A 22925-nucleotide genomic window follows, 5' to 3' on the forward strand; every position below is an offset into this window, starting at 1 on the left:
GGTGTAAAATGATGTGGGATTTTCCGAAAAAGTGGTTAGGGTTAGTAGTTATTAGTGTAATTATACTTTTTCTTTTTTTCTGGAAAACAAACCAGCATATAGAAGGGCCAGTAATTGCAACGGATGTTCAAACGAAAGATGTAGAGAAAAAAAGTAAACCGAAAATATCGGATACAAAGGAACAGAAAAAAATAATTATAATTGATGTGAAAGGAGCGGTTAGTAAAGAAGGGGTATATGAAATGAAGGAAGGGGACCGGGTAAAGGATGCAGTTCAAAAGGCTGGTGGTTTTTTGCCAGAAGTAGATATGAAAAAAGTGAATTTGGCACAAATTGTACAAGATCAAATGATTCTTTATATACCGAGTAAAAATGAATCGGAGCAAGGAATTGCTATTTCTTCTAGAGAAGAGGGTAAGATTCAAATAAATAAAGCATCGAAAGAGCAAATTGAAAAAATCACAGGTATTGGCTCTCGAAAGGCAGAAAGTATTTTGAAATATCGAGAAGAACATGGTCCGTTTCAGAAAATAGAAGATTTATTAGAGATTGATGGGATTGGGGCGAAGTCTCTAGAAAAAATAAAAGATCAAATTATTATTCCGTAAAAGATTGACGAAGTTTTTCTTCTTTCGCTACACTACAAGTAGACAAAAAAGTAGGTGAAAAATATGGAACGAATTTCATGGGATCAATATTTTATGACGCAAAGCCATCTGCTATCTTTACGTAGTACGTGTACAAGGCTTGCGGTAGGGGCGACAATCGTTCGTGATAAACGAATTATTGCTGGTGGATATAATGGTTCAATTAAAGGTGGCGTACATTGCATAGATGATGGCTGCTACGTGATTGATAATCATTGTGTTCGTACAATTCATGCTGAAATGAATGCTTTATTACAATGTGCAAAGTTTGGTGTAAAAACAGAGGAAGCCGAAATTTACGTTACGCATTACCCTTGTTTACAGTGCTGTAAGGCGATTATTCAAAGTGGGATTACAGCGGTTTATTATGCACAGGATTATAAAAATCACCCGTATGCCGTAGAGTTATTCGAAAAAGCGAATGTCACAGTGAAGCACGTTCCGCTAGAGTATGATATTGCAGCGTTAGAGGAGCAAAAGCGTCATATGGAGTTGAAAGAACTATTTGCATCTTTGGAAAAAGATGATCTATCAATGGAAGAATTACAGCGGGTATTCACGCAAGCAAAAATGATGCTATAAGGAGTGAGTATAAGTTGCAGGAACAATGGGGCTACGTTGCAATCTCGTTTGTAATGGGGATTGCAATCGCCTTTTCTTCTTCTTTTTTATTGTTGGCATGTTGTCTCGTTTTATATGTTTTCTTCTGTTTATATCGTACTTCGCGTAAAACCTTCATTATTTGTATGATAGCGTGTTTTAGTAGTGCTATGTACACCTCGTATGTTCAAGGACAAAATAAGCCTCTAGGAGAGCCCTACGAAGTTACAAGAGGGGTGATACAAAATACACCTCTTATTAATGGGGATCGTCTATCTTTTCAGTTCGAAGATCAGAATAAAAATATAGTTCAGTTTAGTTATAAAATAAAATCAGCCTTGGAAAAGAAACAATTACAACAATTGTATGCGGGATTATCCTGTGCATTCAAGGGCGAGAGAAAAGAACCGCAAACAGCTCGGAATTTTCATAGTTTTGATTACCGAGATTATTTATATAAGCAAAACATTCATTTTATATTTGATGCTACATATATTTCTGAGTGCAAAAAAACATCGTTATCATTTGTACAATGGATTCTTTTTTATAGGCAACATACGATCTTTAAAGTCACAGAAATGTTTCCAGAGCAATCAGGTGCTTTTATGAATGCATTATTATTTGGTGACCGACAACAAATGACGTTTGAAGTTGAAGAACAGTATCAGCAATTTGGCCTTGTGCATTTATTGGCGATTTCAGGATCGCATATTGTACTGTTAATGGTGATAGTTTACTTCATTTTATTGAGAAGTGGTGTGACGAAGGAGATAGCAACAATATGTCTCCTCGTTTGTATTCCAGTGTACATGATTATAGCAGGAGCGTCACCGTCTGTTATAAGAGCTTCTATAACAGGTGTTTTGTTGCTGGTTGCTTTCATTTGTTCTGCTCGCTTATCTAGTTTAGATGCGCTAAGTATGACGGTAATATGTATGCTTATATATGATCCGTATCTTGTTTTTAATATTGGGTTTCAATTTTCATTTGTAGGTAGTTTTGCTTTGATTTTGTCTGCTCCGATACTATTAAGGCATAGTAATGGAGTAATTCGAAATGCTATTTACATTTCTATCATCTCTCAGCTCGTTAGTACCCCGATTTTGTTATATCATTTTGGTTATTTTTCTCCATATAGTATTTTTCTCAACCTCATATACGTGCCGTTTCTATCCATAATTGTATTGCCATGTAGCATTATTATTCTGGTATTTATGCCAATCATCCCATTTCTCGCAAAAGGACTTGCGAATGTACTATCAATAGGTTTGATTATTTCTAATAATTTTCTAAAATACTGTGAAAGTTTACCATTTATCCGCCTTATTTTTGGGCAAACGCCTATGCTTCTTATAGTTGCATATTGTGTGATGATTACTAGTATATTAATCGTTTGGGAAAGAGGGATGTCAAAAAGAATCGTGTTCATAGTCGTGAGTGGATTCCTTTTTATTAGCTCGTGTCATTATGTATACCCATATTTTCGTGAGAGTGGGAGTGTTACATTTATTGATGTTGGCCAAGGTGATGCAATATTAATCCGTCTTCCGTATGATAAAGGCGTTTATCTTATTGATACGGGTGGAACGCTTCGGATAAATAAAGAAGAATGGCAACAAAAAAAGCATGAATTTTCTGTTGGTCACGATATTCTTGTTCCTTTTTTACAAAAGGAAGGTGTAAAAACAATCGATAAATTAATCGTAACGCATGGAGATGCGGATCATATAGGTGCTGCATCAGATTTATTATCATCTATAACTGTAAAAGAAGTTGTATTTGGTCAAAAGGAACAAGATACAGTATTAGAAAAAGTGTTAAAGAAAAAGGCAGTAGAAAAAGAAGTGAAAATAAGTGTAGTGGAAGAAGGAGAAAGCTGGAGTGTAAATGGAACGGAATTTTTCGTACTAGCTCCGAAAGGGAAAGAAAAAAGTGAAAATGACTCTTCAATTGTAATATGGGCCGAATTAGGGGGATTAACATGGCTGTTTACAGGGGATTTAGAAGAAGAGGGAGAAAAACTTTTAGTATCAACGTATCCGCATTTGCGGGCGGATGTTTTAAAGGTTGCACATCATGGGAGTAAAACGTCATCTACAGCGCCTTTTTTGAGGCATATACAGCCAAGTGTAGCGATTATTTCCGCTGGCGAACGGAATAGGTATGGGCACCCGGATAAGGAAGTTATAGAGCGTTTGGAGAAGATGGATATTGAAATATGGCGAACGGATAAGCAAGGTGCCATTTCTTATGTTTTTAAAGGGGAACACGGAACCTTTCAAAGTAAAATCACATATGATGAAACACATAATAGATGAAAAAGAGAAGACTGCCATGAAATGGCAGCCTTTAAGAACCGATGAATTTAATAACAGTTGCAATAATGAAAAGTGTTGCGAAAAAACCAAATGAGACGATAAATCCTACCCCTGAATCAATAGCGTCATTGCGTTTACTTTGAACATTTTGTTCAAAATCATTCATTTAGAATCCCTCCCCAACATTCCACTTTAGTATAAAATATTGTCAGAAAAAAATCTACAATTTCCATACGAAGAGAAAACGAGTATTTTTATTACTTTTTAGTTCGTCAAGTAGTGCGATTTTTTCGTTTCCAAGCATGTTAACAGTTGGCACTTATACTCGTACTTTTATTGTGAATAATAAAGGGAAGGTGATTACCGCACACCAATAAGAAATCCGGGGCTTATTGCGTGGCGTTTAATATAAATAAAGGGACGGGTTATAAAGCCTGTTCCTTTGTACTTGTAAAACAAAAGCTAGGGCATTAGTATAAATATATATTGCCAAGTTAGGGAGTAGGAAAAAAGTATGAGTGATATACATAAAAAAATTAAAAAGAAACAGTTTTCTCCGTTGTATTTACTGTATGGAACGGAAGCGTTTTTTATAAACGAAACAATAAAGCTTATTACAACAGAAGCGCTTGAAGAGGAAGATCGAGAGTTTAATGTTGTGACATACGATTTGGAAGAAGCATATTTAGAAGATGTGGTAGAGGATGCGCGTACGCTTCCTTTTTTTGGGGAACGAAAAGTGCTATTAATAAAATCACCACTTTTTTTAACTTCACAAAAAGAAAAGTTAGAGCAAAATATAAAAATTTTAGAAGAATATATTGGAGAACCTTCTCCATTTTCTATTCTTGTTTTTGTTGCGCCATACGAAAAACTCGATGAACGAAAAAAAATTACAAAGCTATTGAAGAAAACATCGAATATAGTAGAAGCAAATGCGATGCAAGTGCAGGATGTTCAGAAATGGATTGTTGCTCGTGCGGATGAAGTACATGTGCATATTGATAATGCAGCTGTTAGTTTGTTGTTAGAGCTTGTGGGAAGTAATGTAACGATGTTAGCGAAGGAAATGGACAAGTTAACGTTGTACGTCGGTATGGGCGGAGAGATTACATCGAGACTTGTTGCAGAGCTTGTACCGAAGTCTGTGGAGCAAAATGTGTTTGCTTTGACAGAGAAAGTAGTAAAAAAAGATATCGCGGGTGCGATGCAAATTTTGGATGGATTATTTACGCAACAGGAAGAGCCTATTAAATTGTTGGCATTATTAGTGAGTCAATTCCGTTTACTGTATCAAGTGAAAGAGTTACAACAGCGTGGTTATGGACAAAATCAAATAGCGTCTCATATTGGTGTACATCCGTATCGTGTAAAGTTGGCGATGAATCAAACGAAGTTTTTCTCTTTTGAAGAATTAAAAAAAGTCATTATAGAATTAGCGGAAGCTGATTATAGTATGAAGACGGGAAAAATGGATAAGAAACTTGTGCTTGAGTTTTTCCTAATGCGGCTAAATCATATGTAATGATACAAAAAAGTTCATGTACTTGTTACATGAACTTTTTTGTATATAAAAAAACGACCCAAATGGATCGTTTTTTAAACGCCTTACGCGTTTACTTGTTTCGCTAAGCGAGATTTTTGACGAGCTGCAGCGTTTTGGTGGATAAGACCTTTACGAGCTGCTTTGTCAAGTTTTTTAGAAGCAGTTTTGAAAGCTTCTTTAGCATTTTCAAGATCGTTATTAGTAACTAAAGCTTCTACAGTTTTAACAGCAGAACGCATGTCAGACTTGATAGAAGCGTTATGTGAACGACGCTCTTCGCTAAGTTTAGCGCGTTTGATAGCAGATTTGATGTTTGCCATACTTTTCACCTCCCTGGTGCAATCGAATGACTCGATTCTTACATAGAACAAGTGATATTTTATCAAACGGTGAAGAGAATTGCAATAGTATATCAATGAAATTTCACGTGAAGAAAAGAATGGCCTTATATAACTTTGGGAAATCTAACGATATTTACTATGAATTACGGAGGAGATACGATGAAAGAACCATTAGATTTAAGTAAATATAGTGTTAGAACAGACCTTGCTGTAGAAGCGCATCAAATGCTGCAAGAGCGCCAAGAAGAACAAAAAGGGATACAAGGAGTTATTGTAAAAGAGAGGGAAGCAGAGGGTATTACAATTACAAAAGTAACAATTGATGAAGTTGCATCTGAATCGATGGGAAAAAAACCTGGAAATTATTTAACGCTTGAAGTACAAGGGATACGTCAACAAGATACGGAACTTCAACAAAAAGTAGAGCGTATTTTTGCAAAAGAATTTTCTTATTTTTTAGAAGAGGTGGGTGTTACAAAAGAGGCAAGTTGTTTAATTGTCGGTCTTGGGAATTGGAATGTAACGCCAGATGCACTCGGACCGATAGTTGTAGAAAACGTATTGGTGACGAGACATTTGTTTCAATTGCAGCCTGAAAGTGTAGAAGAAGGATTTAGGCCTGTTAGTGCAATTCGGCCAGGAGTGATGGGGATTACAGGAATTGAAACGAGCGATGTTATTTACGGGATTATCGAAAAAACGAAACCAGATTTTGTAATTGCGATTGATGCATTAGCTGCCCGTTCTATTGAACGAGTAAATAGTACGATACAAATTTCTGATACAGGAATTCACCCTGGGTCTGGTGTTGGGAATAAACGTAAGGAACTAAGTAAAGATACATTAGGTATACCAGTTATCGCAATCGGTGTTCCGACTGTGGTTGATGCAGTTTCTATTACGAGTGATACAATCGATTTTATTTTGAAGCACTTTGGAAGAGAGATGAAAGAGGGGCATAAGCCGTCACGTTCTTTATTACCGGCGGGATTTTCATTTGGAGAAAAGAAAAAATTAACAGAAGAAGATCTGCCAGATGAAAAGAGTAGAAATATGTTTTTAGGTGCTGTTGGTACGTTAGAAGAAGAAGAAAAAAGAAAATTGATTTATGAAGTGCTGTCTCCTCTTGGTCATAATTTAATGGTGACCCCAAAAGAAGTAGATGCTTTTATTGAGGATATGGCGAATGTAATAGCGGGTGGTTTAAACGCAGCGCTGCATCATCAAATTGATCAAGATAATACAGGAGCATATACACATTGATGGAAAGAGATGATAATAGTTTAAGTCGCTTTTCGCTTTTATGTATATGTAGTGCAGCTTTATGCTTACTTATGATGATAGCGGGAGTTGCGCTTGCTAATCATGGTTTGAAAAGTATGAAAGGTTATCAGCAGCTGTCGTATGAACAAATAGCTCATATGACAGGAACAGAAGGTGAAATTGCTGAATCAGAAATTTTGGGAAGCTCATTTTCAACTGTTGAAAAACAAAAACAATTAGAAAGTTTAAGAAGTTTTAATGTGGTAGAAGGGATTGGCATGGCAATAGCGAGCGTTGCGTATGAAATGACAAAGTTTGGGACAGATATAGTTGTTGGGAAAGTGAAAGAGATTTTTAGCTAAGAGTAGAAGGAAGAACGGTTGTCTTATCGTTTTGCATGACAGCCGTTTTTTTTATTTGGAAAAGGTTTGTCTCTTATGGTTTGTTCGCATAAGATATAGATAGAATGATTTGTATTGTAAGCAGCACGAGTTTTCATTGAATCTTTGCTGCTCTATTGATATAATCAGTGCTAGTGTATATTGGCGAGACTATTAGGAGTTGAGAACATAGATGAACAAAGAAGAAAGAGCAAAAAGACAGTCTAAAATCCGTAATTTCTCTATCATTGCTCATATTGACCACGGAAAGTCAACGTTAGCAGACCGTATTTTAGAGAAAACAAACGCGTTAACACAACGTGAAATGAAAGCTCAATTGCTTGACTCTATGGATTTAGAGCGTGAGCGTGGTATTACAATTAAATTAAACGCAGTACAATTAACTTATAAAGCGAAAGACGGTGAAGAATACATTCTTCACTTAATTGATACACCAGGACACGTCGACTTTACGTACGAAGTATCTCGTAGTTTAGCGGCTTGTGAAGGCGCAATTCTTGTAGTGGATGCAGCGCAAGGTATTGAAGCACAAACGTTAGCGAACGTATATTTAGCGCTTGATAACAATTTAGAAATTTTACCAGTTATTAATAAAATCGATTTGCCAAGTGCAGATCCAGAACGTGTGCGTCAAGAGGTAGAAGATGTAATTGGTTTAGATGCATCAGAAGCAGTACTTGCTTCGGCGAAAGCTGGCATTGGTATTGAAGAAATCTTAGAACAAATCGTTGAAAAAGTACCAGCTCCAACAGGTGATTCGGAAGAGCCGTTACAATGTATGATTTTCGACTCTTTATATGATCCATACCGCGGTGTAATTGCTTATATTCGTGTTGTAAATGGAACGGTAAAAGTTGGCGATAAAGTACGTATGATGGCAACTGGTAAAGAATTTGAAGTAACAGAAGTAGGTGTGTTTACACCGAAAACAACGCAACGTGACGAGCTAACAGTAGGTGATGTAGGTTTCTTAGCAGCATCGATTAAAAATGTTGGTGACACACGCGTTGGTGATACGATTACACATGCGAAACGTCCGGCTGCAGAGGCGTTAGCAGGTTACCGTAAATTAAACCCGATGGTATTCTGTGGTTTATATCCGATTGATTCTGCACGTTACAACGATTTACGTGATGCGTTAGAAAAATTAGAGTTAAACGATTCTGCTCTTGAGTTTGAGCCTGAAACATCTCAAGCGCTAGGATTTGGTTTCCGTTGTGGTTTCTTAGGACTTCTTCACATGGAAATCATTCAAGAACGTATTGAACGTGAATTTAAGATTGACTTAATTACAACAGCGCCAAGCGTTATTTATAAAGTTTATTTAACAAACGGTGAAGATGTTATTGTTGATAATCCATCTAATATGCCAGATCCACAGTCTATCGATCGCGTAGAAGAGCCGTTTGTGAAGGCTGCAATTATGGTTCCGAATGACTATGTTGGAGCTGTAATGGAAATTTGCCAAGGTAAACGTGGAACGTTTATTGATATGCAATATTTAGATGAAACACGTGTTACATTGACATATGATATCCCGTTATCAGAAATCGTATATGATTTCTTCGATCAATTGAAATCAAATACGAAAGGATATGCATCATTTGACTACGAGTTAATCGGTTATAAACCATCTAAACTTGTGAAAATGGATATTCTTTTAAATAATGAACAAGTGGATGCTTTATCATTTATTGTGCACCGTGATTCAGCGTATGACCGTGGTAAAGTAATTGTAGAGAAATTAAAAGAATTAATTCCAAGACAACAGTTCGAAGTGCCAATTCAGGCTACTATCGGAAACAAAGTTGTAGCGCGTTCTACAATTAAGGCGATGCGTAAAAACGTACTTGCGAAATGTTACGGCGGTGACATTTCTCGTAAGCGTAAACTTCTTGATAAGCAAAAAGAAGGTAAAAAACGTATGAAGTCTGTTGGTTCTGTAGAAGTACCACAAGAAGCATTCATGGCTGTACTGAAAATGGATGACAACTAATAATTGATTGTTATTTCGTACGAATTGAGATAAAAAAAGAAGTCGTTTATACGGCTTCTTTTTTATATAATTACTTTTTAGACAACGTAGCTCCTCTCATTTACAATAGTGAGAGAGCTTTTTAGTTCATATAGAGTTAGGAGTTTGTTAATGTCCGAAAATATTCGAAAAGATATTCACGAGAAAATACAACATGGCAATTTTAATTGTGAAAAGGAATTGACGCTTTCTATTATTAGCGGGAAGTGGAAAGTTGTGATACTGTGGCATCTTGGTGTGGAAGGGCCTCATCGTTTTAGTGAATTGCAACGATTATTCCCAAGCATTTCTCATAAAGTTTTGTCGAACCAATTAAAAGAGTTAATGGAAGATGGGATTGTTCACCGAACAGTATACCCAGAAATTCCTCCGCGAGTGGAGTATTATATGACGGAATTAGGCATGTCGCTTTTACCGATCGTTGAAATGATGTATGATTGGGGAAAAATGCGAATGGAACAAATTCGTAATACGTTAGAGAAGTAAAGATTCCTCCCGAGCGCGGAGGTTTTCTTTTTAGAAAGGTAGGAGTTATATTTGGTGCAAGCTGCATATATTCATATTCCGTTTTGTCAGCATATTTGTCACTATTGTGATTTTAATAAAGTGTTTATTGAACGCCAGCCGGTCGATCAATATTTAGAGTATTTAGAGAAAGAAATAATAAATACAGTTCAAAAGGTACCGTTTGATAGTATGAAAACGATTTTTGTTGGCGGGGGAACTCCGACAGCGTTAAACATGGAGCAGACAAAGAAATTATTAGATATTATAAACCGTCGTTTACGTCCATTTGCCCCAAATTGTGAATTAACATTTGAAGCGAATCCGGGTGATTTGCCGAAAGAGAAGTTAAATGTATTGCTAGAAGGTGGAGTGAACCGAATTAGTTTTGGTGTGCAAACATTTCGAGATGAATTGCTTGAGAAAATTGGGCGCAAGCATACGAGAGAAGATGCGTTTATAGCAATTAGAGAAGCGCAGGAAGTGGGCTTCAAAAATATAAATGTAGATATTATTTATGCTCTGCCAGGACAGACGATAGAAGATGTAAAAGAAACATTAGACATTGCTTTTACGCTTGGCGTGCAACATTTCTCGGCATATTCATTAATTGTGGAACCGAAAACAGTATTTTATAACTTAATGAATAAAGGGAAATTACGTCTTCCAGGTGAAGATCACGAAGCGAAAATGTACGAAATGGTAATGGATGAAATGGAGAAACACGGCTATACCCAGTATGAAATTAGTAATTTCTCAAAAGATGATAATGAAAGTAGACATAATCTCACATACTGGAATAATGAAGAGTATTATGGATTTGGAGCTGGAGCGCATAGTTATGTAAATGGAGAACGTATCCAAAATGTAGGACCGCTCAAGCAATATTTCAATAAAATCGATGAAACTGGATTTCCATATTTAGATGTTCACGCGGTGACGGAGAAAGAAAAAATGGAAGAAGAGTTGTTCTTAGGGCTTCGTAAAACGAAAGGTGTATCTAAAATAGAGTTTCAAAAGAAATTTAATATGGAGATGGATCAAGTTTTCGCGAAGCAGTTACAAAGTAACCAAGAACAAGGATTGCTTGAAGAGAGCGATGGATATGTTCGTCTAACGCGAAAAGGAAAATTATTAGGGAATGAAGTATTCCAATCATTTTTGATTGACTAATTAAATGTTCCATTAACGTGAAAAAGTTTCATTATTTCGTGACGTTTCCGTTGACAATTGAATGTCAATTTTGGTAAGTTATTAATAGATTTAGCACTCGAAGACAAAGAGTGCTAACAGAGGTGATGATGAGATGCTTACGGAACGTCAGCTCTTAATTTTACAAACAATTATTGATGACTTTATTGGATCAGCGCAACCTGTTGGGTCAAGGACGTTGGCTAAGAAAGATGAAATTACGTTTAGTTCAGCTACTATTCGAAATGAAATGGCTGATTTAGAGGAACTAGGATTTATTGAAAAAACGCACAGTTCTTCTGGACGTGTTCCTTCTGAAAAGGGATACCGATTTTATGTAGACCATCTTTTAGCGCCGCAAAACTTACCGAACGATGAAATTGTACAAATTAAAGATTTATTTGCTGAAAGAATTTTTGAAGCGGAAAAGGTTGCACAGCAATCAGCTCAAATTTTATCAGAGCTTACGAATTATACGGCCATTGTTCTTGGACCGAAGTTAAGCACAAATAAACTTAAAAACGTACAAATTGTCCCGCTTGATCGTCAAACTGCAGTCGCTATTATTGTAACGGATACAGGGCATGTACAAAGTAAAACGATTACCGTTCCGGAATCTGTTGATTTATCAGATTTAGAAAAAATGGTTAATATTTTAAATGAAAAGCTATCGGGCGTACCAATGTCGGAACTCCATAATAAAATCTTTAAGGAGATTGTTACGGTATTGCGTGGGTATGTTCATAATTACGATAGTGCAATAAAAATGCTAGATGGTACATTTCAAGTTCCTTTATCGGAAAAGATATACTTTGGAGGAAAAGCAAATATGCTTTCGCAACCAGAGTTCCATGACATTCAAAAAGTAAGGTCCTTGCTGACGATGATTGATAACGAAGCTGAATTTTATGATATTTTGCGTCATAAACAAGTTGGTATTCAAGTGAAAATTGGTAGGGAAAACTCTTCGACGGCCATGGAGGATTGTAGTTTAATTTCTGCAACATATTCAATCGGAGAAGAACAACTTGGAACAATTGCGATTTTAGGTCCAACGAGAATGCAATATTCTCGTGTAATTAGTTTGTTACAGTTATTTACGAGACAATTTACTGATGGACTTAAAAAGTAAGTGAGAGTAATACATTCGCTCAAGTGATGAAGTTTTCATTGCTGTGTGTAATATATAATGCTTAGGTAATCATGCTATACATGATACCTAATACCTTTTAAGGAGGTGAAAATTGTGGAAGAGCGTAACGAACAAGTGGTAGAAGAAGTGAAAGAAGCGCAAGTTGAAGAAGCTGTCACGCCAGAAAACAGTGAAGAAACTGTAGAAGAAAAAAGTGAGGCTGCTCTTTTACAAGAAAAAGTAGATGAGTTACAAGCGAAACTAACGGAAACGGAAGGTCGCACATTACGTCTACAAGCTGATTTTGAAAATCATAAGCGCCGTGTCCAAATGGATAAACAGGCTGCTGAAAAATATAGAGCACAAAGTTTAGTTTCAGATATTTTGCCAGCTCTTGATAATTTTGAAAGAGCGATGCAAGTGGAAGCAACTGATGAGCAAACGAAATCCTTGTTACAAGGTATGGAAATGGTGCATCGTCAATTGCTAGAAGCGTTGACTAAAGAAGGTGTTGAAGTGATTGAATCTGTTGGTAAACAGTTTGATCCTAATGAGCACCAAGCTATTATGCAAGTGGAAGACAGTGAATTTGAATCAAACGCGGTTGTGGAGGAATTCCAAAAAGGTTATAAACTAAAAGACCGTGTGATTCGCCCATCAATGGTAAAAGTAAATCAATAATTTACATAAAAGTAGGAGGAATCGCCATGAGTAAAATTATCGGTATTGACTTAGGTACAACAAACTCTTGTGTAGCTGTTATGGAAGGTGGAGAACCAAAGGTTATCCCAAATCCAGAAGGAAACCGTACAACACCTTCTGTTGTAGCTTTCAAAAATGAAGAGCGTCAAGTTGGGGAAGTTGCGAAACGTCAAGCAATTACAAACCCAAATACAATCATGTCTGTTAAACGTCATATGGGTACAGACTATAAAGTAGAAGTTGAAGGTAAAGATTATACACCTCAAGAAATTTCTGCAATCATTTTACAAAACCTAAAAGCTTCTGCTGAAGCATACTTAGGTGAAACAGTAACGAAAGCTGTTATTACAGTACCTGCATACTTTAACGATGCAGAGCGCCAAGCAACGAAAGATGCTGGTCGTATCGCTGGTTTAGAAGTTGAGCGTATCATTAACGAACCAACAGCAGCAGCACTTGCTTACGGTTTAGAAAAACAAGATGAAGAACAAAAAATCTTAGTATATGACTTAGGTGGCGGTACATTTGACGTATCTATCCTTGAGTTAGCAGACGGCACATTCGAAGTTATTTCAACTGCTGGTGACAACCGTCTTGGTGGAGATGACTTTGACCAAGTTATTATCGATCACTTAGTAGCTGAATTCAAAAAAGAAAACAACATTGACTTAAGCCAAGATAAAATGGCACTTCAACGTTTGAAAGATGCAGCTGAAAAAGCGAAAAAAGATCTTTCAGGTGTAACACAAACACAAATTTCATTACCATTCATTAGTGCTGGAGCAGCTGGTCCATTACACTTAGAATTAACGTTAACAAGAGCGAAATTCGAAGAGATTTCAGCTGGTCTTGTTGAAAGAACATTAGAGCCAACTCGCCGTGCATTAAAAGACGCTGGTTTTGCTCCAAGCGAATTAGATAAAGTTATCCTTGTTGGTGGATCTACTCGTATCCCAGCTGTACAAGAAGCAATTAAACGTGAAACTGGTAAAGAGCCATATAAAGGTGTAAACCCTGATGAAGTTGTAGCATTAGGTGCTGCAGTTCAAGGTGGCGTACTTACTGGTGATGTAGAAGGCGTACTATTATTAGACGTAACTCCACTTTCTTTAGGTATTGAAACTATGGGTGGCGTGTTCACGAAATTAATCGAGCGTAACACTACAATTCCAACAAGTAAGTCACAAGTATTCTCAACAGCTGCTGATAACCAACCAGCAGTAGACATTCACGTATTACAAGGTGAGCGTCCAATGTCAGCTGACAACAAAACGCTAGGTCGTTTCCAATTAACAGACCTTCCGCCAGCACCACGTGGTATTCCACAAATCGAAGTAACATTCGATATTGATGCGAACGGTATCGTTAACGTACGTGCAAAAGACTTAGGAACAAGCAAAGAACAAACTATTACAATCCAATCTTCTTCAGGTCTTTCTGATGAAGAAGTAGATCGTATGGTACAAGAAGCAGAAGCGAATGCTGACGCTGACCAAAAACGTAAGGAAGAAGTTGAACTTCGTAATGAAGCTGACCAACTTGTATTCCAAACGGATAAAGTTGTAAAAGATTTAGAAGGTAAAGTAGATGCAGCTGAAGTTGCAAAAGCAACAGAAGCGAAAGAAGCATTACAAGCTGCGATCGAAAAGAACGAGCTTGAGGAAATCCGTGCGAAAAAAGACGCTTTACAAGAAATCGTACAACAATTAACTGTTAAATTATACGAGCAAGCTCAAGCAGCTGCAGGGCAAGCAGAAGGTGCACAAGGAGCACAAGATGCTGGCGCGAAGAAAGACAATGTAGTAGATGCTGAGTTTGAAGAAGTAAAAGAAGATAAGTAATATAAATAAGTAAGATGACAAAAAGTCAAAGTCAAGCGTGCCTTGGCTTTGGCTTTTTTCATGAATGAGGAGAAATGTGTGAGGATCTTAAGTTTTTTACTTTGCATACTGTAAGTGAGGAAACTTTGTTGCAAAGCACTTTCTTTCGATGTTAAAATTACGTTTATGTGAAAGATTCGGGGGTTGCAAATTTATGAGTAAACGAGATTATTATGAGGTCCTTGGACTTAGCAAGGGCGCTTCAAAAGATGAAATTAAAAAAGCGTATCGTCGTTTGGCTAAAAAATACCATCCAGACGTAAGTAAAGAAGAAAATGCAATTGAAAAATTTAAAGAAGTACAAGAAGCATACGAAGTATTAAGCGATGATCAAAAGCGTGCGCAGTACGATCAATTTGGTCATGCTGGTGCGAATCAAGGTTTCGGTGGCTTTGGCGGCGGAGGAGACTTCGGTGGTGGCTTCGGTTTTGAAGATATCTTTAGTTCATTCTTTGGCGGTGGTGGCGGCAGACGTCGTGATCCAAATGCTCCGCGCCAAGGTGCTGACTTACAATATCAAGTTACTTTAGAGTTTGAAGAAGCTATTTTTGGTAAAGAGTTAAATGTTGAGATTCCAGTAGAAGATCCATGTGGTACTTGTAAAGGTAGCGGAGCAAAACCAGGAACTTCAAAAGAAACATGTAAACATTGTTCAGGATCAGGTCAAGTAAGTGTAGAACAAAATACACCGTTTGGTCGTATTGTAAACCGTCAAGCTTGTGGTCATTGTTCAGGAACTGGTCAAATGATTAAAGAAAAATGTACGACATGTCACGGTTCTGGTAAAGTACGTAAACATAAAAAAATTAACGTTAAAATTCCAGCGGGTATCGATAATGGTCAACAAATTCGTGTATCTGGAAAAGGTGAAGCGGGTGTAAATGGCGGACCAGCAGGAGATTTATATGTTGTCGTTCATGTGAGAAATCATGAATTCTTCGAGCGTGAAGGAGATCACATTATTTGTGAAATGCCATTAACATTTGCGCAAATGGCACTTGGTGCGGAAGTGGAAGTTCCTACTGTTCATGGTAAAGTGAAGCTGAAAATTCCAGCAGGAACACAAACGGGAACAGAATTCCGCCTGAAAGGAAAAGGAGCTCCGAACGTACGTGGTTATGGTCAAGGAGATCAATATGTAGTCGTTCGTGTTGTTGTACCGACGAAATTAACTTCACATCAAAAAGACTTATTACGTGAATTTGCAGGACAAGAAGAGCAGGATGATAGTTTATTCGGAAAGCTTAAACGTGCTTTCAAAGGGGAATAATGGAAATAAAAAATGGAGTTGGTAAATTGTGAAATGGTCAGAAATTAGTATTCATACAACAGAAGAAGCAGTAGAAGCTGTCTCTCATATTTTACATGAAGCTGGTGCTAGTGGAGTTGCGATTGAGGACCCAGCGGAATTGACGAAAGAGCGCGAGCAACAATATGGTGAAATTTATGCATTGAACCCAGATGAATACCCGGCGGAGGGTGTACTAATAAAAGCATACTTCCCGCAAACGGATTCTTTACAGGAAACGATTGCGGGTGTAAAATCATCTATTGATGTGCTTCCATCTTACGACATCGAAATCGGTACTGGAAATATTACCGTTAGCGAAGTCGATGAAGAGGACTGGGCTACTGCTTGGAAAAAATATTACCATCCAGTACAAATTTCTGATACATTCACGATTGTGCCAACGTGGGAAGAGTATACACCATCTTCTTCGGATGAAAAAATCATTGAATTAGATCCAGGTATGGCGTTTGGAACGGGAACGCATCCAACAACAACGATGTGTATTCGTGCTTTAGAAAAAACAGTTCAGCCAGGTGACACTATCATTGATGTAGGAACAGGTTCTGGTGTACTTAGTATTGCAGCGGCAAAATTAGGTGCGTCTGCTGTTCAAGCATATGATTTAGATCCAGTTGCAGTGGAAAGCGCAGAAATGAATGTGCGTTTAAATAAAACAGATGACATCGTGTCTGTTGGACAAAATAGTCTTTTAGAAGGCATTGAAGGTCCTGTTGATTTAATCGTAGCTAATTTACTAGCAGAAATTATTCTTTTATTCCCTGAAGATGCAGCGCGAGTTGTGAAGTCAGGCGGATTATTTATTACATCGGGCATTATTGCTGCGAAAGAAAAAGTGATTTCTGAAGCGTTAGAAAAAGCTGGATTTACAATTGAAGAAGTGTTACGAATGGAAGATTGGGTAGCAATTATTGCACGAAATGCGTAATATAGATTTTAGTTTATAATGAAAAGGGGAGTCTCTCACTATAAGGTGAGGGACTTGCCGTTTGTTATATGAAATATGATAACGTTTCGTTCTTTTCGTAAGTGTTGACTTACGAAAGGAACGAAACTCTACTAAGGTGATTATATGCAACGTTATTTTGTAGAAGAGAAATATGTAAATGAGACAAGTATTCGCATTGTAGGTGATGACGTACATCACATTGCGAGAGTGATGCGTATGTCAGCTGGTGATCACATTTATTGCTGTGTAAACGGAAAAACAGCAGTATGTTCAATTGATGAAATTACCAGTGAATTTATTAATACGGCTATTGTAGAATGGGTAGAGGCGTCAAGTGAACTTCCTGTTTTCGTGACGATTGCAAGTGGACTGCCGAAAGGAGACAAGCTAGAGTTAATTTTCCAAAAAGGAACTGAGCTTGGGGCAGCTGCATTCTTACCATTTCAAGCATCTCGCTCGATTGTAAAATGGGATGCAAAAAAAGCTGATAAAAAAGTTGAGCGTTTGAAAAAAATTGTGAAAGAAGCTGCGGAACAATCGCATAGAAGCGAAATTCCAGAAGTATATGCTCCGGCATCGTTTAAGCAATTGCTTTCAATGAGTAATGAGTATGATGTATGTCTTGTTGCGTACGAAGAGGAAGCAAAACAAGGTGAGAAATCTAATTTTGCAAAAGCTTTAACGACGATGAAACCAGGTCAAAAACTATTGATTGTATTTGGACCAGAAGGTGGTTTAGCGGAGGAAGAGATTACAGCGCTTCGTGAACATAAATTTGTACCATGTAGTTTAGGACCAAGAATTTTAAGAACAGAAACGGCTCCGCTTTATGCGTTAAGTGCCGCTTCTTATCATTTTGAATTGATGGGGTGATAATCAATGGCAACTGTTGCGTTCCACACGTTAGGTTGTAAAGTAAACCACTATGAAACAGAAGCGATTTGGCAATTGTTTAAACAAGGTGGTTATGAAAGAACTGAATATGAAAAGAAATCTGATGTATATGTTATTAACACATGTACAGTAACGAATACTGGAGACAAGAAAAGCCGTCAAGTAATCAGACGTGCTGTGCGTCAAAATCCAGATGCAGTTATTTGTGTAACGGGATGTTATGCACAAACATCTCCAGCGGAAATTATGGCGATTCCAGGTGTAGATATTGTAGTTGGTACACAAGATCGTGAAAAGATGTTAGGTTACATCGAAGAATTCCGCAAAGAGCGTCAACCAATTAATGCTGTCCGCAACATTATGAAAACACGTGTATACGAAGAACTTGATGTACCTTATTTCACGGATCGTACACGTGCATCTTTAAAAATACAAGAAGGTTGCAATAACTTCTGTACGTTCTGTATCATTCCTTGGGCGCGTGGTTTAATGCGTTCTCGTGATGGAAAAGAAGTTATTAAACAAGCGCAGCAATTAGTAGATGCAGGCTATAAAGAAATCGTATTAACTGGTATTCATACAGGTGGATATGGTGAAGATATTAAAGATTATAACTTAGCTGGATTACTTCGTGATATGGAAGCAGAAGTAGATGGATTAAAACGTCTTCGTATTTCTTCTATTGAAGCAAGTCAAATTTCAGATGAAGTAATTGAAGTATTAGATAAATCTGAAGTAGTTGTACGCCACTTGCACATTCCGTTGCAATCAGGATCTAATACTGTATTAAAACGTATGCGTCGTAAGTATACGATGGAATTTTTCCAAGAGCGTTTAGATCGTTTGAAAGAAGCGTTACCAGGTCTTGCAATTACATCAGACGTAATTGTTGGTTTCCCAGGAGAAACAGAAGAAGAGTTCATGGAAACGTACAATTTCATTAAAGAGAATCGCTTCTCTGAACTACACGTATTCCCTTACTCAAAACGTACGGGGACACCTGCAGCACGTATGGAAGATCAAGTTCCTGAAGATGTGAAAAACGATCGTGTTCACCGTTTAATTGAACTATCTAATCAATTAGCGAAAGAGTATGCTTCACAGTTTGAAGGTGAAGTGCTTGAAATTATTCCTGAAGAGCAATTTAAAGATGGTGACCGTGAAGGGTTATATGTAGGTTATACAGATAACTACTTGAAAATTGTATTTGAAGGATCAGAAGAATTAATTGGTAAGCTAGTGAAAGTAAAAATTACGAAAGCTGGTTATCCATATAATGAAGCGCAATTTGTTCGTGTTCTTGAAGATGATGTAAAAAAAGAATCAGCAAGCGCATAAAGTGAAACTTTAATTAGTGGGGGTCCATCCCCACTGATTATTAGCCTTCACCAATCGGGTTGCCCGGCAAATAGCGGGATAAAAAAGCATGCAAACGGAAACGGTTTGCATGCTTTCTTTTTTGCGTGGAGAAGTTAAGTATTAGACAGAGGATTAAGTGAGTAGCTGCTTAGCTTTCTTGTATAAAAAAAGAAATAGTGATAAAAATATATTTGTTTTCAAGGGAAAGGATAGCAGTTATTTGCATAGCTTTTAAAAAGGAAGGGCATCTATTCTTCTTTTATTCTGCAAATAGTTGACCTGAAGTGATAAAATGTATTATAATCGTAAAAGACATGCTGAAGAAGTGTTTCTTTTTGCATGCTGAAGTTAGTATGTAAGTGTGATGTTTCGGAGGGAGGGAAAGAGAATGTCAAAAACAGTCGTTCGTAAAAACGAGTCTTTGGAGGATGCACTTCGCCGTTTTAAAAGATCGGTTTCTAAAACTGGTACACTTGCTGAAGCAAGAAAGCGCGAGTTTTATGAAAAACCAAGTGTAAAACGTAAGAAGAAATCTGAAGCGGCAAGAAAGCGTAAATTCTAAGAGAGGGTGTAAGTTATGAGTCTTCTCGGTCGTTTAAACGATGATATGAAACAAGCGATGAAGAATAAACAAAAAGAAAAATTAACCGTCATTCGTATGGTTAAGGCTGCTTTACAAAATGAAGGTATTAAACTGCAACATACTCTTACTGAAGAAGAGGAATTAACAGTTTTAGCTCGTGAAGTAAAACAGTATAAGGACTCCCTCCTTGAATTTAAAAAAGCTGGTCGTGAAGACCTTGTTGATAAACTGCAAAGTGAAATTCAGATTTTAAGCGCATATTTGCCGGAGCAATTAACGGAAGAAGACTTAGTTGATGTAATCAAGCAAGTTATTTCTGAAGTTGGTGCGACTTCTAAAGCAGATATGGGTAAGGTGATGACAGCTGTTATGCCGAAAGTAAAAGGTAAAACAGACGGATCACTTGTGAATAAGCTGGTTATCCAGCTATTAGCATAAAAAAACGTCTCATTTCGTATGAGACGTTTTTTTATGCTTTTTTTTCAGTTTGGACGTGATATTACAGGCTCTATTTTCATACATATGGGATGAGAGGGGGTCTTTTGAGATGAAAAAATTAGAACAAATGAAGAATTGGTTAACGAAGCAAATAGACCTGCCAGTGGATGTGCTAATGGATCTACCTCGGATCACGCTTGTTGGGCAAGTGCATATCTATATAGAAAATCATCGAGGTTTATTAGTATTTTCAGATAAAGAAGTAAGATTGTTGTTAAAGCATGGTCAATTATTAATTAAGGGGCAATCCTTTGTTATTAAAACAATCCTTCCGGAAGAGCTTTTACTCGAAGGGATTATTGAGCAAGTGACGTTTTTAGAAAACGAAAAGAAAGAAGGGTGAGGGAAACTTCCATATGTGAAGTTTTTCTTCTTTATTCTCGTGATGCGACTTTACTATTCAGTTTATCTTGCTATTTAGGGGCAGTAAAACTCTTTATTTCATTTTCGTACGAGCTATTTTGCTAATTAAAGTGAAAAGTAGTGTGTCTACTTTTGGAAAGGTAGTGAAGGTAGTAGATGAAAAATAAATGGTTTATAAAGTGGCTTGGATATGTAAAAGTACGAATTGAAGGTAGAGGAGCGGAACGGTTTGTTAATGAATGTGTACGGAGAAATTTATTAGTTTGGGATGTTAAGAAGATTGCGGATGAAACGTTGGTTTTTTGTATGTTATTACGAGATGTGAAAAAATTAAAACCGATTTATAGAAAAAATGAATGTAAATTATATTTTATTGGACGCTACGGTTTTCCTTTTTGGAATAAGCGTTTAATTAAAAATAGTGGGTTCTTAATCGGTTTTATAATTTTCTTTTTTGGCATGATTGCAATGTCAAATATGGTTTGGAAAATTGAGATTACGGGAGCGAAACCTGAAACAGAATATATATTGATAAAAGAATTGGATAAAATGGGTATTAAAAAAGGAAAACTACAGTTTCAAATGCCTAGTGTAGAAGATGTGCAACGCCATTTGACAGAAAATATTAATGCGATTACTTGGGCGGGACTAGAAGTAAGAGGAACAACGTATCATTTTAAAATTGTGGAAAAAAACGAGCCGAAAAAAGAAAAGGAACAGCACCCACAAAATTTAGTGGCAAAAAAAGAAGCGATTATTACAAAGACGTTTGTAGAAGTTGGGAAACCGGTTGTTATGAAAAATGACCATGTGGAAAAAGGGCAACTTCTTGTGTCAGGGATATATGGTAATGAGGAGAACCCGGCAGTTGTTTCGGCGAAAGGTATTGTATATGGAGAAACTTGGTATACATCCGAGGTGAATGTGCCGCTGAAAACACAATTTCAAGTGTATACTGGTAATACGTACAATGAATATTTCCTTAAACTTGGGAGTGCAAAAATAAAAATATGGGGATTTCAACATGATAAGTATAAACGCTCTCGTACCGAAAATGTAAAACATGATGTGAAATTATTTGGTTTTACATTACCGATTGCATATGAAAAAGATATTGTACGAGAAGAGGAAGAAGCAAATCGGGAATACACAGAAAAACAGGCATTGAAAGTAGCGAAAGAGATGGCTGAAAAAGAAATAAAGAAAAAATTGGATGAACATGCTATGATTGTAAGTGATAAGATTTTGAGTAAAGAGGTTGAGGCGGATCAACTAAAAGTCACATTGCATTATACTGTAATTGAAAATATTGCAGAGCCACAACCAATATCCGAATCCGATATTCAAGGAGACTGAGTAATGGCAGAACAATTAGTAGAAATGAACCAACAATTGGAAAATACTAACGAAGCAATCGCTCTTTTTGGAGTCAATGATGCTCATTTAAAAGTAATTGAACGAGAACTTAATGTATCAATCGTAACTAGAGGAGAAACTGTTTATGTGTCTGGGGCAGTTGAAATTGTGACACTCGTAGAAAAAATCTTACAGCAATTACTTGTTGTTATTCGTAAAAGTATATCCATTACAGAAAGAGATGTTGCGTATGCAATTCAGCTCGCACAACAAGGGAAGATTGCTCAATTTGAAGAGTTATATGAAGAAGAAATTTTTAAAACGGCAAAAGGTAAATCCATTCGTGTAAAAACAATGGGGCAAAGAAGATATATTCATGCAATGAAGAAGAATGATATTGTATTTGGGATAGGACCTGCTGGGACTGGGAAAACGTATTTAGCTGTAGTAATGGCTGTGAGAGCTTTAAAGCAAGGGTATGTAAAGAAAATTATTTTAACAAGACCCGCTGTAGAAGCTGGAGAGAGCTTAGGTTTTTTACCAGGGGATTTAAAAGAGAAGGTAGATCCGTATTTACGTCCATTGTATGATGCGCTGCACGATATTCTTGGACAAGAATATACGCAACGTATGATGGAGCGAGGGGTAATTGAAATCGCGCCTCTTGCTTATATGAGAGGGCGTACGCTTGATGATTCATTTGTTATTTTAGATGAAGCGCAAAATACAACTGGTGCCCAAATAAAAATGTTTTTAACGAGATTAGGTTTTAGTTCTAAAATGGTTATAACAGGGGATCCTTCGCAGGTAGATTTGCCAAAAGGAGTAAAATCAGGCCTTTCTATTGCGGCAAATGTTTTATCTGGTGTATCGGGACTTTCTTTCATTACACTAGAACAGAGCGACGTTGTAAGACATCCGTTAGTGCAACGTATTATTGAGGCATATGATAAAATGGAATGATCCTATTTGTCAGGATCATTTCTTTTTGTATGATAAGGTTGGCGAATGGCAATTTTTTTACTATCATAAAAGAAGAAGAAAATAAGCGATA

Annotated in this window: 23 protein-coding genes; 21 read left to right on the forward strand and 2 right to left on the reverse strand. The window is 37.0% G+C overall.

The window, feature by feature from the left end; genetic code table 11:
• The first annotated feature begins 8 nt into the window (after positions 1 to 8).
• The 3 genes from COI75_RS10775 to COI75_RS10785 all read left to right on the forward strand — a co-directional run bounded on the left by COI75_RS10775 (position 9) and on the right by COI75_RS10785 (position 3565).
• Complete coding sequence (locus tag COI75_RS10775; protein WP_000989949.1) at positions 9 to 608, forward strand: helix-hairpin-helix domain-containing protein; 600 nt, start codon at positions 9 to 11, stop codon at positions 606 to 608.
• 63 nt (positions 609 to 671) lie between these two features.
• Positions 672 to 1229 (forward strand): ComE operon protein 2, encoded by a 558-nt coding sequence (locus COI75_RS10780; RefSeq protein WP_000439789.1) that lies wholly within the window; start codon positions 672 to 674, stop codon positions 1227 to 1229.
• Between the two features lie 14 nt (positions 1230 to 1243).
• Entirely contained in the window at positions 1244 to 3565 is a 2322-nt protein-coding gene (locus COI75_RS10785) for a DNA internalization-related competence protein ComEC/Rec2 (protein ID WP_001157846.1), read from the forward strand.
• Between the two features lie 31 nt (positions 3566 to 3596).
• On the opposite strand, the gene COI75_RS10790 is transcribed toward COI75_RS10785, so the two are convergent.
• Positions 3597 to 3731 (reverse strand): YqzM family protein, encoded by a 135-nt coding sequence (locus COI75_RS10790; protein ID WP_000997609.1) that lies wholly within the window; start codon positions 3729 to 3731, stop codon positions 3597 to 3599.
• 348 nt (positions 3732 to 4079) lie between these two features.
• Between COI75_RS10790 and holA the strand changes: the two genes are divergently transcribed.
• Positions 4080 to 5090, forward strand: coding sequence for a DNA polymerase III subunit delta (holA, locus tag COI75_RS10795; RefSeq protein WP_001279935.1), 1011 nt, complete (start codon positions 4080 to 4082; stop codon positions 5088 to 5090).
• 83 nt (positions 5091 to 5173) lie between these two features.
• On the opposite strand, the gene rpsT is transcribed toward holA, so the two are convergent.
• Positions 5174 to 5431 carry a 30S ribosomal protein S20 gene (rpsT, locus tag COI75_RS10800; RefSeq protein ID WP_001274014.1) on the reverse strand — a complete coding sequence of 86 codons (258 nt, stop codon included), beginning with the start codon at positions 5429 to 5431 and terminating at the stop codon, positions 5174 to 5176.
• A 180-nt stretch (positions 5432 to 5611) separates the two neighbouring features.
• Between rpsT and gpr the strand changes: the two genes are divergently transcribed.
• The 17 genes from gpr (at position 5612) to COI75_RS10890 (ending at position 22834) form a co-directional block, all read left to right on the forward strand.
• Positions 5612 to 6715: a GPR endopeptidase gene (gpr, locus tag COI75_RS10805; protein WP_000662631.1), complete on the forward strand. Its 1104-nt coding sequence runs from the start codon at positions 5612 to 5614 to the stop codon at positions 6713 to 6715.
• A complete protein-coding gene (locus COI75_RS10810; RefSeq protein WP_002095278.1) occupies positions 6712 to 7077 on the forward strand; it encodes a YqxA family protein in 366 nt (121 codons plus the stop codon). Before gpr ends, COI75_RS10810 begins: the two co-directional genes overlap by 4 nt.
• Before the next feature lie 211 nt (positions 7078 to 7288).
• Positions 7289 to 9112, forward strand: a complete 1824-nt coding sequence (lepA, locus tag COI75_RS10815; RefSeq protein ID WP_001030963.1) for an elongation factor 4 — start codon at positions 7289 to 7291, stop codon at positions 9110 to 9112.
• Positions 9113 to 9262: 150 nt separating this feature from the next.
• On the forward strand, positions 9263 to 9637 hold the full coding sequence (locus tag COI75_RS10820; RefSeq protein ID WP_001293535.1) for a winged helix-turn-helix transcriptional regulator: 375 nt from the start codon (positions 9263 to 9265) through the stop codon (positions 9635 to 9637).
• A gap of 51 nt (positions 9638 to 9688) precedes the next feature.
• Positions 9689 to 10828: a radical SAM family heme chaperone HemW gene (gene hemW, locus COI75_RS10825; protein WP_033657063.1), complete on the forward strand. Its 1140-nt coding sequence runs from the start codon at positions 9689 to 9691 to the stop codon at positions 10826 to 10828.
• 133 nt (positions 10829 to 10961) lie between these two features.
• Positions 10962 to 11978 (forward strand): heat-inducible transcriptional repressor HrcA, encoded by a 1017-nt coding sequence (gene hrcA, locus COI75_RS10830; RefSeq protein ID WP_000954952.1) that lies wholly within the window; start codon positions 10962 to 10964, stop codon positions 11976 to 11978.
• Between the two features lie 114 nt (positions 11979 to 12092).
• Positions 12093 to 12659, forward strand: a complete 567-nt coding sequence (gene grpE, locus COI75_RS10835; RefSeq protein WP_000392707.1) for a nucleotide exchange factor GrpE — start codon at positions 12093 to 12095, stop codon at positions 12657 to 12659.
• Positions 12660 to 12685: 26 nt separating this feature from the next.
• Entirely contained in the window at positions 12686 to 14521 is a 1836-nt protein-coding gene (gene dnaK, locus COI75_RS10840) for a chaperone protein DnaK (RefSeq protein ID WP_000034697.1), read from the forward strand.
• Positions 14522 to 14714: 193 nt separating this feature from the next.
• Positions 14715 to 15830 carry a chaperone protein DnaJ gene (gene dnaJ, locus COI75_RS10845; protein ID WP_000043940.1) on the forward strand — a complete coding sequence of 372 codons (1116 nt, stop codon included), beginning with the start codon at positions 14715 to 14717 and terminating at the stop codon, positions 15828 to 15830.
• A 28-nt stretch (positions 15831 to 15858) separates the two neighbouring features.
• Positions 15859 to 16797 carry a 50S ribosomal protein L11 methyltransferase gene (gene prmA, locus COI75_RS10850; protein WP_000872113.1) on the forward strand — a complete coding sequence of 313 codons (939 nt, stop codon included), beginning with the start codon at positions 15859 to 15861 and terminating at the stop codon, positions 16795 to 16797.
• A 144-nt stretch (positions 16798 to 16941) separates the two neighbouring features.
• Positions 16942 to 17691: a 16S rRNA (uracil(1498)-N(3))-methyltransferase gene (locus COI75_RS10855; protein WP_001190153.1), complete on the forward strand. Its 750-nt coding sequence runs from the start codon at positions 16942 to 16944 to the stop codon at positions 17689 to 17691.
• A gap of 6 nt (positions 17692 to 17697) precedes the next feature.
• On the forward strand, positions 17698 to 19050 hold the full coding sequence (gene mtaB / locus COI75_RS10860; RefSeq protein ID WP_000246645.1) for a tRNA (N(6)-L-threonylcarbamoyladenosine(37)-C(2))-methylthiotransferase MtaB: 1353 nt from the start codon (positions 17698 to 17700) through the stop codon (positions 19048 to 19050).
• 409 nt (positions 19051 to 19459) lie between these two features.
• Positions 19460 to 19633, forward strand: coding sequence for a 30S ribosomal protein S21 (rpsU, locus tag COI75_RS10865; RefSeq protein ID WP_000048061.1), 174 nt, complete (start codon positions 19460 to 19462; stop codon positions 19631 to 19633).
• A gap of 15 nt (positions 19634 to 19648) precedes the next feature.
• Entirely contained in the window at positions 19649 to 20092 is a 444-nt protein-coding gene (locus COI75_RS10870; protein ID WP_000054577.1) for a GatB/YqeY domain-containing protein, read from the forward strand.
• A 109-nt stretch (positions 20093 to 20201) separates the two neighbouring features.
• A complete protein-coding gene (yqfC, locus tag COI75_RS10875) occupies positions 20202 to 20495 on the forward strand; it encodes a sporulation protein YqfC (protein ID WP_000732267.1) in 294 nt (97 codons plus the stop codon).
• A 176-nt stretch (positions 20496 to 20671) separates the two neighbouring features.
• Positions 20672 to 21871, forward strand: coding sequence for a sporulation protein YqfD (yqfD, locus tag COI75_RS10885; protein ID WP_000792502.1), 1200 nt, complete (start codon positions 20672 to 20674; stop codon positions 21869 to 21871).
• Between the two features lie 3 nt (positions 21872 to 21874).
• A complete protein-coding gene (locus tag COI75_RS10890; protein ID WP_000840523.1) occupies positions 21875 to 22834 on the forward strand; it encodes a PhoH family protein in 960 nt (319 codons plus the stop codon).
• Positions 22835 to 22925 lie beyond the last annotated feature (91 nt).

The sequence above is a fragment of the Bacillus cereus genome, assembly GCF_002564555.1.
In the GTDB taxonomy this organism is placed as follows: domain Bacteria; phylum Bacillota; class Bacilli; order Bacillales; family Bacillaceae_G; genus Bacillus_A; species Bacillus_A cereus_K.